A 12,619-nucleotide genomic window follows, 5' to 3' on the forward strand; every position below is an offset into this window, starting at 1 on the left:
CGCCAACCGCCGTGAACAACGCACCCGCCGTACCCGCGCCCGCGAGGCCGTGCCATCAGCCGGTCTCGCGGGCGACCTGGAAGGCGAGGGCGCAGGTGTCGTCCTCGGGGTTGCCGAAGTCGAAGGCGGCGAGGGCGCTGTCGGGGTCGGTGGCGCCGCCCGCGCGGACGGCGCGCTGGAGGACGTGCGCCGGGTCGGCGAGGTCGCCGGTGCGGCGTTCGACGAGGCCGTCGGTGTAGAGGAGGACGAGGTCGCCGGGGTGGAGGAGGGTGGTGGTGACGCGGTAGCCGGCGTCCTCGGTGGCGCCGAGGACGGTGCCGGAGGAGTTGCGCAGGCGGCGGGCGCGGCGGTCGCGCACGAGGACCGGGGCGGGGTGACCGGCGCGGGCCCAGGTCAGCTTGCGGGTGGCGGGGTCGAAGTGCGCGACGACGGCGGTGGCCGTGGCGGTCTCCTCCTGGGTGTGGTACACGACCCGGTTGATGCAGTGCAGGATCTCGGCGGGGGTCGCGCCGGTGAAGGCGACGCCGATCAGGGCGCTGCGGAGCTGGGACATGCGGGCCGCGGCGGTGAGGCCGTGGCCGCTCGCGTCGCCGATGGCGATGAGCACCCGGCCGTCGGGCAGCGTCGTGGCCTCGTACCAGTCGCCGCCGACCTGCTCGGTGTTCTGCGCGGGGTGGTAGCGGACGGCGACGCGCACGCCGGGCAGGCGGGGATCCGCCTGCGGCAGCAGGGCGCGCTGCATCTCCTCGGCGAGGCGCAGCCGCTGCCGCTCCAGCTCGTTGCGCGACTGGGCGAGCTGCTCCTCGATGCGCCGCCGGGCGGTGACGTCCTGCATGACGCCGCGGAACGCGATCGGCTGTCCGAAGTTGTCGAGCACGGGCTCGGCGGTCGCGGAGACGTGGCGGTCGCCGACGCGGAACTCGAAGGTCTCGGAGCGGTGCAGCTCGGTGAGCGCGGTGATGGCGCGGCGGACCTGCGGCGCGTCCTCCGGGTGCACCCGGTCGGGGAGCTGCGCCAGCGGCAGCGGCGGCTCCTTCGGGCCGTTGCCGAAGATCTTGTAGATCTCCCCGGTCCACGAGGTCTCGCCGGTGACGTTGTTCCACTCGGCCCAGCCGAGCTTGACCATGCGCTCGACGTCCGCCATCCGAGCGGCCAGGCGCGCCTCCTCGTCGTGGAACTGCCAGCTCACCAGCAGCCGGTCGGCGACCTTCTGCGCCCGCACGCTGAGCACCGCCGGGCACAGCACGCCGTTGATCGCCTCCTGGTAGGTGAGCGGGCCGAGCCGTACGGGCTCGCCGGTCTGCATGACGTGGACGTACGCCTCGAAGATGCCGGAGAGCAGGATGCCGGGGAAGGTCTCGCGCAGACGGCGGCCGGTGATCTCCTCGGGGGTGCGGCCCATCAGGTCGGTGGCCTCGCCGTTGCACCGGTCGATGCGGAACTCCACGATCGCGCCGCCGGCGACGCGGATCGGAATCAGCAGCGCCGCCGGGGTGGGGATGACGTCGAGGACCCCGTCGACCCACGTCGCCGACCACTCCGCCGGATGCAGGTGGGGACGCTCGATGACGGTCGGATCGGTCAGCGCGGCCGAAGGCTCGTCCAGACCGACGTCGCCGACGAGGGTGGCGGCGACGGTGGTGACCCCCACCCCCTTCTCTCCGGCGACGCGCTCCAGGTGTCCGAGCGCCTCGGGAGACGAGCAGCCCAGACGCTCGGCGAGCATCTTCTGCGCCTCCTCGACGACCGCCGAGGACCCGACCATGAGCTCCCGTGTCTCATGGTCGCCCTGAAAGTGAGGCACCTTTCCCCCTGATCCAACGTGTGGACCGGCATGCCTGATCATTGCTCCCTCGCGCTCCGCACCGGGATCTGTTTCCCCCACACTCCCGGTGTCGGCCCGCCGGTCCCTGCCTGACTTGAGCGGCCGCTCATCTCCGCGTCGACGGCGGCACACTACGAGTGATCATGCGATTACGACTCGCAGTGCACTGTCTACCAGTAATCCCCCGCCACGTCACTCGCAAAAGAAAATCTAAATACCACAGAGTTCTACAGCGGCGACTCATTGTGTGCGACCGGTGTCACGCAGAACCCTATCGCTCTCCGCGAGCCCTCGCGCCTTCTTCGGCATCCCTTGATCGCCTCCCCTGGTCGCCGCCCTCGATCATCCCGCAGCCCCCGTACGGCCCGTCCCGCCGCCCCACGCGTCATCCCTGCCCCTTCCATCCCTTGAGACGGGGGGATCGCCGCGCGCCCATGCCTGCGACCATGGCGGATGTGAGTGAGATACAGGTGGAGCGGCGCGTCGAGTTGTGCTTCGACGACGACGCGCGGGCAAGCGAGACGCACACCAACCTTTCGGCGGTACGGCAGGACGGCGCCTGCCTATGGGTCGCCGGCGACGAGACGGCCACCATCGAGCGACTGACCGCCGTACACGACGCGGAGGGCCGGGTGACCGGCTACGCCGACCACCGCACCGTACGGCTCGCCGACCTGATCGACCTGCCCGCCGGCCCCGACGACGAGGCCGACATCGAGGGCCTCGCCCGCGCCGGCGCCTGGCTGTGGGCGATCGGCTCGCACAGCCTCAAGCGCCGCCGCATCCGTCCCCACCACTCGGCGGCGAAGGCCCGCCGCAGGCTGGCGACGGTGGTGCGCGAGCCCAACCGTTTCATCCTGGCCCGCCTCCCGGTCGTGACCGGCCCGGACGGCCTGCCCGAGGTCCGCCGCCGCGCGGTCGTGGACGGCGAGGCCCGCACCGCCGCCGTGCTGGGCGCGCACAAGGACGCGCTCACCGACCTGCTGGAGGACGACCCGCATCTCGCGCCGTTCCTCGCCCTGCCCGGCAAGGACAACGGCGTGGACATCGAGGGCATCGCCGCCCACGGCGACCGGCTCTACATCGGTCTGCGCGGGCCGGTGCTGCGGGGCTGGGCCGTACTGATCGAGATCCGGCCGCGCACCCACCCCCACCACGACGACCGGCTGGAGCTCACGCCGCTGGAGGACGGCGCGCTCTACCGCACCCACTTCCTCGACCTGTCCGGGCTCGGCATCCGCGACCTGTGCCCGCACGGCGACGATCTGCTCATCCTCGCCGGTCCCAGCATGGACCTCGACGGGCCGGTGCGCGTGCTGCGCTGGCCGGGCGCCGCCGTCGTCGACCAGCCGGAGATCGTGTCCGCCGACCGGCTGGAGGTCCTGCTTGAGCCCCCGTACGGTGACGGGGACGATCACGCCGAGGGCATCGCGCTGCTACGCGAGCCGGTCGGGCCGGGCGAATCGGAGGAATCAGGGGACTCGGGGGATCGCCTGCTCATCGTGTACGACAGCCCGGCCGCGAGCCGCCTGGCCGAGAGCGGCTCGGTCTACGCCGACGTGGTGTCGCTGCCCAGGTAGGTCTCGGGGTCGGCGCCGCCGGTGGCCCAGCGGATGTAGCGCTCGGCGGAGCGGTGCACGGCCTCGCGGGCGCCGGAGGGGATGACGCTGTCCCACCAGCCGCCGTAAATGCGGTCGAAGGGGTACGGGGCGAGGCGGTCGAGGATGTGGCGGATCGCCCGCTCCGGCAGCGGGATCTGATTGGGATAGCTGCGCATGAAGGTCACGTACCTGCGGTCCTGCACGACCGTGATCGTGTCGCCGGTGAACAGCGCGCCGCGGCCGTCCGCCCCGGCGGCCCAGTGCAGTACGGCGCTGCCGGGGAAGTGGCCGCCGCACTGCACCAGCGTCACGCCGGGCGCGATCTCGTAGGTGTCGCTCCACAGCCGCACGGCCGGGTCGGGCCGCATGAGCCACTCGGCGTCCGCCTCGGGGATGAGGATGGGCGCGCCGTCGAAGGCGTGGCTCCACTCGACGGCCACGCCGTAGAAGTGCGGGTGGGAGGCGGCGACGCCGATCAGGTCGCCGCGTTCGCGCACCGCCCGCACGGCGGCGGAGTCGATGTGGCCCGGCACGTCGAACAACACCTGGCCAGCGGGGGTGGAGACCACCAGGGCCCGCTGGCCGATGGCGAAGCGGGGCTGTACGCCGATGCCGATCAGGCCGGGTTCGAGCTCACGCACCTCGCTGTGGTGGCCTTCGATGACCAACTGGGCGAGGGTGGTCCACTGCTGGCCCTGGTGGCCGACGTACTGCCGCTCGTCGTCGCAGATGCGGCAGTTCGACGGCGGCTGCGGGGTCGCCGCCGCCTGGTTGCCACAGGTCCTGCAGATCCACGCGGTGCTCTCGGTCACGGCACCCGCCTCCCGGGGTCGTCGTCGTTGTGTGTCTTCTCGCGCACGCGTCCGGCTAACCTCCCACGGCACCGCGCTGATGCCGACCCAGAGGGTTGCAAGGTTCACATTTTGGGTAGTTGACGACTCCTTGCCACCAAATCAACCGATCAATGACCAATAGCGGAAAACCGCAAGAACAGCAAATATCTGATCTTCTCGCCCGAGTCCGCCCTTTTAGACTGATACTGCGCCTTACTTGGCCTCGAAGGTGCGCGCCTTCACGGCATCGCGAAGGACCCGAACCCGCGGCCGGTAGGTGCCGAGAAGGACCGGGATACCAACCGTCGCCGGTTGCGCCGGCCCGGCGGCGGGGATGGCGCGCATCGTTCGTCGGGCGGCTTGGTCATCGCCGCCCTCGAACACATTACCGGATCGTGCGGCGGCGTCTTGATGGCGGCTCGCCTGGCGGCGAATCGCCTGCCCCTGCCCTGCTCCGCAGGGGTCCGATTCCTCCCCCGCCCCCAGGCGGGGGTCTCCTCGGAGGTATCTGATGAACGCCGGGCTTGGCGGGGAGACCGCCGACGACAGACAGCCGAGCGCGTCCGGAGCCCCCGACTCCCCCGAGGACGCGCGACAGGACACGGGGAAGGACACGCGGGAGCACGCGCACGGGGACACGCCGGAGGACAAGCCGGAGCACGCGCACGGGGACACGCCGGAGGACGCGGGCAGGGACGCGCCGGAGGACGCGGGCGGGGACGCGCCGGAGGACGCGGGCGGGGACGCGCCGCCGGAGGTCGTCGCCTCCGACGGCGACGAGACACGCGACGAGGCCGGTGACGTCGTGGCGGACGCCGGACGTACGGGGACTCCCGGCGACGGGCGACGGCCGCGCCGGCGAAGGCGGGTCTGGCTGTGGTCGGTGGTCGCGACCGTGCTGGCGGTCGTCCTGGCGGCGGGCGTCGCGGTGGCCGCGGCGTACGTGCGGCTCAGCGGCAACATCCGCCACACCGAGATCGCCGCCGGGGACCTCGGCGTACGGCCGGAGAAGGTGACCGACGCGGTCAACATCCTGATCGTCGGCTCGGACGAGCGGGACGGGAAGAACGCCAAATACGGACACCGCGTCAGCGGCCGACGCACCGACACGATCATCCTCGCGCACCTCTCCCCCGATCGCGACGACGCCCTGCTGGTCAGCTTCCCGCGCGACTCGCTCGTGCGCCTGCCCTCCTGCCCCGCCAGGGACGGCCTGCCCGGCCAGCGCGAGCACACCGGCATGATCAACGCCGCGTTCGCCGCCGGAGGCATCGGCTGCCTGTGGAAGACGATCGAGTCGCTGACCGGCATCCACATCGATCACTTCGTCAAGGTGGACTTCATCGGGTTCAAGGAGATGGTGGACGCGCTCGGCGGCGTCGAGATGTGTCTGCCCGAGCCGATCCGGGATCGCAAGGCGCTGCTCGACCTCCCGGCCGGGCACCAGACCCTCGACGGCGAGCGGGCGCTCGGCTACGTTCGCACCCGGTACGGCGCCGGGGACGGCTCCGACATCGGCCGCATCGAACGCCAGCAGCTGTTCATCGGCGCGATGGTGCGCAAGGCGACGAGCGGCGCGGTGCTTACCGATCCGGCCCGCCTCTACCGATTCCTCGACGCGGCGACCCGGTCGGTCACCACCGATCCCGACCTCACGCCCGGGGTGCTGCGCGACCTCGCCGAAAGCGTACGCGGGCTCGACGCGGGCGGCGTGCGGTTCGTCACCACCCCGTGGCGCTACTCGGTCGCGTCGCCCGGCCGGGTCGAGTGGGTGCGGCCCGATGCGGACCGGCTGTTCGAGCACATCGCCCAGGACCGGTCGATCGACGGCGTGCGCGGCGGGCGGCACGATCCGCCGCCACGCGACCGGGTGCGCGTCGTGGTGCGCGACGGCACCGGGCGCAAGGACGGCGCGAGCTCGGCCGTCAAGGTCGCCGCCGAGCTGCGGCGGCGTGGCTACCAGGTGGACACGGCGGCCGAGGCGACCGGCGAGCCGTACCGGAGGACGACCATCGAGTACGGCCCCGCCGCCGAGAGCGGCGTTCTGACGCTCGTCGGCGACGTGCGCGAGGCCCGCCGGATTCGCGTTCCCGGAGTGGACGGCCCCGCGCTCGTGCTCGTGATCGGGAAGGACTGGAAGGGGCTCACGACGTTCGAGCGGGGGCGGCAGGAGATCGCCGAGGGCGTTACGGCCTTCGACGCGACGCGGCAGGTCTGCCCACCTCCAGATAACCGGACAAAAATGAAATAAGGGACAATAAGGGAGAAAACCCGACGGGTGGGTAGGGGCCCCGGCGTGGCCGAGGTACTCCACCCCGATCGGGTGCGCATCCAGCCGGTGCGGCTGATCGTCAACCGGGTGCCGCACCACGTCCGCGTGGACACCCGCGCCACGCTGCTCGACACCCTGCGCGAGCGGCTCGGGCTCACCGGCGCGAAGAAGGGCTGCGACCACGGCCAGTGCGGCACCTGCACGGTCCTGGTCGGCGACCGCCGCGTCTACGCCTGCCTCGCCCTCACCGTCGCCCTCGACGGTGCCGAGATCACCACGGTGGAGGGCCTCGCCGCCGGCGGCGAGCCTCACCCGCTGCAGCGGGCCTTCATCGACCACGGGGCCGTGGGGTGCGGCTACTGCGCCCCCGGCCAGCTCTGCTCGGCGGTGGCGATCCTGGCCGACGTCGCCAGGGGCGCGCCGAGCGCGGCCACCGCCGATCTGTCCGCCCCGCCCCGCCTGGACCTCGACGAGGTCCGGGAGCGCATGAGCGGGAACATCTGCCGCTGCGGCTGCTACGGCCGCATCGCGGAGGCCATCACGGAGGTGGCGGCGACACCCCGCGCCGAGAGGCCCCCGCCATGAGACCGGTCACGAGACCCGTCATGCGGCCCGTCATGCGGCCCGTCACGAGGCCGGTCACGAGGCCGGTCACGAGGCCGGTCACGAGGCCGGTCACGAGGCCCGCCATGAGGTACGTCATGAAGCCGGTCACGGGGCCGGTCATGAGGCCCGTCATGAAGCCCGTCACTAGGCCCGTCATGCGGCCCGCCATGAGGTACGTCAAGAGGCCGGTCACGAGGTCGGTCACGAGGCCCGCCATGAGGTACGTCAAGAGGCCCGCGTCATGAGACCTTTCGACTACGAGCGGCCCCGGCGCGTGGAGGCGGCCCTCGCGGCGGTGGAACAGACGCCGGGAGCGGTGTATCTCGGCGGCGGGACCAATCTCGTCGATCTGATGCGGCTCGGCGTGGTCGAGCCCGAATGCCTGGTCGACGTGACCGGGCTGCCGTGCGACCGGATTGAGGAGGACGGCGGCGGGCTGCGGATCGGGGCCGCGGTGCGGATCGGCGACCTCGCCGCGCACCCCGCCGTACGGCGGCGGTTCCCGATGCTGGCGCAGGCGGCGCTGCGCGGCGGCTCCGGGCAGATCATGAACATGGCGACGGTCGCCGGAAACCTCCTGCAGCGCACCCGGTGCCCGTACTTCAACGACGTCACCAAGCCCTGCAACAAGCGCGAGCCCGGCAGCGGATGCCCGGCGAGGAACGGCGAGCACCGCAACCTGGCGATCATCGGGCACTCGGCGGCGTGCGTCGCCACGCACCCCTCCGACCTGGCCGTGGCGTTGGCCGCGCTCGACGCGACGGTGTGCGTCGAGGGCGTCGCCGGCCCGCGCCGGGTGCCGCTGACCGGGCTGTACCGGCCGCCGGGCGACGATCCGCGGCGGGACACGGTGCTGGAACCCGCCGATCTCATCACCGGAATCGAGGTGCCCGCGCCGCGCGTCACGGCGCGGTCCCGCTATCGCAAGGTGAGCGACCGCGCGTCGTTCGCGTTCGCCGTGGTGTCGGTGGCGGTCGTGCTCGACCTGGGGGTCCGGAACGACGGCGAGACGGGCGGGCTCGCGGAGGGCCGGGCCGTACGGGACTGCCGGATCGTCTTCGGCGGCATCGCGCCGATGCCGTGGCGGGCGGTGCGCGCGGAGGAGGAGCTGCGCGGCGCGCGAGCCGCCGAGCCCGACTTCGCCCGTGCGGCGCGGGCGGAGCTGGCCGCGGCCCGGCCGCTGCGGGACAACGCGTTCAAGGTGCCGCTCGCCCGCAACCTGCTGGTACGTACGCTCACCGAACTGATGGAGTGATCATGACGCATGGCGTTCCCCGGAGCGGATCCGAAGGCCGCGGCGCGGTGCCCGGGCCATGGGAGCCCGGGCCATGGGAGGAGCGCTGGAACGAGGTCACCGGCCGGGCCCTGTTCGCCGCCGAGCACGCCCCCAGCCCCGTGCTCGCCTACGTCGTGCCCGTGCAGTCGGCGATCGCCCGCGGCGAGGTCGCGTCCGTCGACTGCGAGACGCCGCCCACCCTGCCCGGCATGCTCGCGGTGCTGTGGCACGGCAACGCCCCCGGGCTCGGCACGTCCGACGATCCAGAGCTGAACCTGTTCCAGTCGCCCGAGATCGCCCATCGGGGGCAGTTCGTGGCGGCCGTGGTCGCCGAGACGCTGGAGACCGCGTACGAGGCGGCGTCGCGTATCGAGGTCGAGTACGTCGCCAAGCCCCACGACGTCGTGCTGCATGCCGGGCATCCCCGGGCGTACCGGCCGCCGGATCATGAACCGGGCGAGACCGGCCACGGGGACGTGGAGCGGGCGCTGCGGGAGGCCGCGGTCAGCGTGGACCTGACCTACACCTCCCCGGCGTACCACCACAATCCGATGGAGCCGCACGCCACGGTGGCGGTGTGGGAGGACCAAGGGCTGACCCTGTACGACACGTGCCCGGGGGCCTCGGCCGTGTGTGAGGTGCTGGCCGGACTGTTCGCGCTGCCGCCGAAACTCGTGCGGGTGATCGCGCCGCAGCACGCCGCCGGTTTCGGGGGCGAATGCGTGGTGCGTCCGCAGACCGTGCTCGCCGCGATGGCGGCGAAGGTCACCGGCCGTCCGGTGAAGGCGGCCCTCACCCGGCGGCAGATGTTCGCCGTCACCGGCTATCGCACCCCGATCATCCAGCGCGTACGGCTCGGCGCCGACGCGTGCGGCAGGCTCACCGCGATCGCGCACCATGCCGTCGAGCAGACCTCCGTGCTGAAGGATCCCGGCGAACCGGTGATGCGGATGGCCCCCGCGATGTACCTCGCGCCGAACCGCCGCGTCACCCGCGAGATCGTTCCGCTGGACGTGCCGACGCCGTCGTGGCTGCGGGCGCACGGCGAGTTCCCGGGCCTGTTCGCGCTGGAGTCGGCGATGGACGAGCTGGCGATCGCCTGCGGCCTCGACCCGATCGAGCTGCGCGTCCGCAACCAGCCGGAGGCGGACGCGCACGGGCGTGTGCCGCGCTCGTTCAGCCTCGTCGCCTGTCTGCGGGAGGGGGCCGAGCTGTTCGGCTGGACCGGGCGTGACCCCACGCCGGGCGTGCGCCGCGACGGGCGGTGGCTGGTCGGCACCGGCGTGGCCGCCTCGACGTGCCCGGTGTGGGCGAGGCCGGCGGAGGCGACGGCGCTGCTGGAGGCGGACGGCCGGTACCGGGTGCGGATCCCCGCGCCCGGCATGCGCGCCGACGAGCGCGCGGCGCTCAACAAGATCGCGGCGGACGCGCTGCGGGTCGCTCCCGAGCGGGTGCGAATCGAACTGCGGGGTGGCGGACCGCGGGCCAGCGAATTGGGGGCCAGTGAACCGAGGGCCAGTGAACCGGGGGCCGGTGGACCAGGGGCCGGTGGACCAGGGGCCGGTGGACCAGGGGCCGGTGGACCAGGGGCCGGTGGACCGGGCGGCGCCGTGACGTGGGCCCCGGCGGTGGTTCGCGCATGTGAGGCGCTGGTGGAGCTTCTCGGCCAGGACGAGGCGCACGCGGGGCCGTTCGGCGCGGGCCCGGCGGCGGTTCCCTGCGCCACCAGGGGCGTCGGGCCGCCGCGCGAGGCGACCGCCACCCTCCCCGCCGCCCTGCCTGACGCCCTGATCGAGCACGCGGCGGACCCTGCCGGACGGTATCGGCGGGCGCGGCACGCGTACGGGGCACAGTTCGCCGAGGCGCGGGTGGACGTGGACACCGGCGAGGTGCGGGTGCCGCGGTTGCTCGGCGTGTTCGCGGCGGGGCGCGTGGCCGACCCGGAGGAGACGCGTGCCCGGTTCGTCGCGGCGATGACGATGGGGCTGTCGATGACCCTGCTTGAGCACAGCGCGCTGGACGAGACGTTCGGGGACTTCCTCAACGACGACCTCTCGCGCTACCTCATCGCCACCTCGGCGGATGTGGGGAACATCGACGTGCGCTGGGTTGGAGACGACGGCCTCGGCACGGGCTCGCGGGAACCGCGCCAGGGCCGGGACCAGCACCGCGAGCAGGGCCGGGACCAGGGCCGCGAGCAAAGCACGGAGCAGAGCATGGAGAGCGTGGCGGAGATCGGGATCGTCGCCACGGCCGCCGCCATCGCCAACGCGGTCTACCACGCGACCGGGGTGCGGGTGCGCAACCTGCCCATCCGGCTCGACCGGCTGGTCACCCGCCTACCGGCGATGCCACATGCCGGCGGAACGGGCGGCTCCGGCTCCTGATCATCCATGAAGGCGCCGCCGCCGCCCACCGCCGAGCCGCCGTTGCGCACGGTATCGTGCGAGGACACGCCCTTACGATCATTTCGGAGGGCCCTGAACCGGGCCGCGCGGCGGGCCGTACCCCCTGCTGATGCCGATGATGATCGCGCCTGGAACGTTCGACCGGCGCCCAACCCGCCGCCCCGCGTTCCGATCGTCCGGCAAGGCCGCAGCCTGGCCGTTTACGCGATCGCCGTCGGACGCGGAAGAACACGACTCGCGTCTTTGCTTGTGTGAAGCGCGGCAAGCCGCGTGAAATTCTCCGCACGGGGGAGCGAGAAGCACTGAGGTGAGAGAGAGAGTGGGAAACATGGCGAATAAGGCAGTCATCGGCGTCACGGGCCTGGCGACCATGGGCAGGAACCTTGCGCGCAATCTCGCCCGGCACGGTCACGTGGTGGCGGTGCACAACCGCACGGCGTCGCGGACCAAGGCGCTGGTGGAGGAGTACGGCGACGAGGGCACGTTCGTGCCGGCCGAGTCGGCCGAGGAGTTCGTGCGGTCGCTGGAACGTCCCCGGCGTATTGTGATCATGGTCAAGGCGGGCGCGGCCACCGACGCGGTGATCGAGGAGTTCGCGCCGCTGCTCGAACCCGGCGACATGATCGTCGATGGCGGCAACGCCCACTTCCAGGACACCCGGCGGCGGGAACGCGAGCTGCGCGAGCGCGGCCTGCACTTCGTCGGCACCGGCATCTCCGGCGGCGAGGAGGGGGCGCTCAACGGGCCGAGCATCATGCCCGGCGGGTCTCCCGAGTCCTACCAGGCGCTCGGCCCGCTGCTGGAGAGCATCGCGGCCAAGGTCGAAGGGGTGCCCTGCTGCGTGCACGTCGGTCCCGACGGGGCCGGGCACTTCGTGAAGATGGTGCACAACGGCATCGAGTACGCCGACATGCAGCTCATCGCCGAGGCGTACGACCTGCTGCGGCACGGCCTCGGCATGCCGCCCGCGGAGATCGCCGAAGTGTTCCGCACCTGGAACTCCGGACGGCTGAACTCGTACCTGATCGAGATCACCGCGGAGGTGCTCGCGCACACCGACCCGGTCACCGGCAAGCCGTTCGTGGACGTCGTGCTCGACCAGGCCGAGCAGAAGGGCACCGGCCGCTGGACCGTGCAAACCGCCCTGGACCTGGGCGTTCCGGTGAGCGGCATCGCCGAGGCCGTGTTCGCCCGGTCGCTGTCCGGGCACGCCAGGCTGCGCGAGGCGGCGCGCGGGCTGCCCGGCCCGAGCCGGTTCAAGCTGGAGCAGCGCTTCGCCGACGACGTGGAGCAGGCCCTGTACGCCTCCAAGATCGTGGCCTACGCGCAGGGCTTCAACCAGATCCAGGCCGCCGGCGACGAGTACGGCTGGAACATCGACCTCGGCGCGATGGCGACGATCTGGCGCGGCGGCTGCATCATCCGCGCCGGCTTCCTCGACCGCATCCGCGCGGCCTACGCCGCCGACCCGAGCACGCCCACGCTCCTCACCGACGACCACTTCGCCGGTGCGATCGGCGACGCCCAGGACTCCTGGCGCACCGTGGTCTCCATCTCGGCCCAGATCGGCATCCCGACGCCCGGTTTCGCCACCTCGCTCGCCTACTACGACGCGCTGCGGGCCGAACGCCTCCCCGCCGCCCTCACCCAGGCGCAGCGGGACTTCTTCGGCGCCCACACCTACCGCCGTACCGACCGCGAGGGCTCCTTCCACACCCGCTGGGAGCTCCCCGACCGCCCGGAGATCTCCTCCTGATGCCACGCCCCGGCCGCGGCCGGGGCTTCTCAACCGGCCGCG

General features: G+C 72.5%; 8 protein-coding genes. 6 read left to right on the forward strand and 2 right to left on the reverse strand.

Features of this window, described 5'->3' with window-relative positions; all coding sequences use genetic code 11:
* Positions 1 to 55: 55 nt before the first annotated feature.
* Positions 56 to 1,804 carry a SpoIIE family protein phosphatase gene (locus AB0K60_RS24575; RefSeq protein ID WP_364059373.1) on the reverse strand — a complete coding sequence of 583 codons (1,749 nt, stop codon included), beginning with the start codon at positions 1,802 to 1,804 and terminating at the stop codon, positions 56 to 58.
* A 476-nt stretch (positions 1,805 to 2,280) separates the two neighbouring features.
* Here AB0K60_RS24575 and AB0K60_RS24580 point away from each other — a divergent pair, with 476 nt between their 5' ends.
* On the forward strand, positions 2,281 to 3,405 hold the full coding sequence (locus AB0K60_RS24580) for a DUF3616 domain-containing protein (RefSeq protein ID WP_364059376.1): 1,125 nt from the start codon (positions 2,281 to 2,283) through the stop codon (positions 3,403 to 3,405).
* Here the strand turns inward: AB0K60_RS24580 and AB0K60_RS24585 are convergent.
* Positions 3,375 to 4,238 carry an MBL fold metallo-hydrolase gene (locus tag AB0K60_RS24585; protein ID WP_364059379.1) on the reverse strand — a complete coding sequence of 288 codons (864 nt, stop codon included), beginning with the start codon at positions 4,236 to 4,238 and terminating at the stop codon, positions 3,375 to 3,377. The genes AB0K60_RS24580 and AB0K60_RS24585 overlap by 31 nt on opposite strands.
* Positions 4,239 to 4,770: 532 nt before the next feature.
* Between AB0K60_RS24585 and AB0K60_RS24590 the strand changes: the two genes are divergently transcribed.
* From AB0K60_RS24590 to gndA, 5 genes are all read left to right on the forward strand, one after another.
* Positions 4,771 to 6,510 (forward strand): LCP family protein, encoded by a 1,740-nt coding sequence (locus AB0K60_RS24590; RefSeq protein WP_364059382.1) that lies wholly within the window; start codon positions 4,771 to 4,773, stop codon positions 6,508 to 6,510.
* 78 nt (positions 6,511 to 6,588) lie between these two features.
* Positions 6,589 to 7,116 (forward strand): 2Fe-2S iron-sulfur cluster-binding protein, encoded by a 528-nt coding sequence (locus tag AB0K60_RS24595; RefSeq protein ID WP_364059752.1) that lies wholly within the window; start codon positions 6,589 to 6,591, stop codon positions 7,114 to 7,116.
* Between the two features lie 262 nt (positions 7,117 to 7,378).
* Entirely contained in the window at positions 7,379 to 8,392 is a 1,014-nt protein-coding gene (locus AB0K60_RS24600; protein ID WP_364059385.1) for a xanthine dehydrogenase family protein subunit M, read from the forward strand.
* A gap of 2 nt (positions 8,393 to 8,394) precedes the next feature.
* A complete protein-coding gene (locus AB0K60_RS24605) occupies positions 8,395 to 10,800 on the forward strand; it encodes a xanthine dehydrogenase family protein molybdopterin-binding subunit (RefSeq protein ID WP_364059388.1) in 2,406 nt (801 codons plus the stop codon).
* Between the two features lie 349 nt (positions 10,801 to 11,149).
* Positions 11,150 to 12,577, forward strand: coding sequence for an NADP-dependent phosphogluconate dehydrogenase (gndA, locus tag AB0K60_RS24610; protein ID WP_364059391.1), 1,428 nt, complete (start codon positions 11,150 to 11,152; stop codon positions 12,575 to 12,577).
* The last annotated feature ends 42 nt before the right edge of the window (positions 12,578 to 12,619 follow it).

Origin of the sequence: Thermopolyspora sp. NPDC052614, assembly GCF_040678635.1 — a bacterium.
GTDB lineage: Bacteria > Actinomycetota > Actinomycetes > Streptosporangiales > Streptosporangiaceae > Thermopolyspora.

Excerpts from the sequence above, each read along its gene's own strand:
- AB0K60_RS24590 (WP_364059382.1), top strand. The coding sequence starts at position 4,771 with ATGAACGCCGGGCTTGGCGGGGAGACCGCCGACGACAGACAGCCGAGC.
- AB0K60_RS24600 (WP_364059385.1), top strand. The coding sequence starts at position 7,379 with ATGAGACCTTTCGACTACGAGCGGCCCCGGCGCGTGGAGGCGGCCCTC.
- AB0K60_RS24605 (WP_364059388.1), top strand. The coding sequence starts at position 8,395 with ATGACGCATGGCGTTCCCCGGAGCGGATCCGAAGGCCGCGGCGCGGTG.
- gndA (WP_364059391.1), top strand. The coding sequence starts at position 11,150 with ATGGCGAATAAGGCAGTCATCGGCGTCACGGGCCTGGCGACCATGGGC.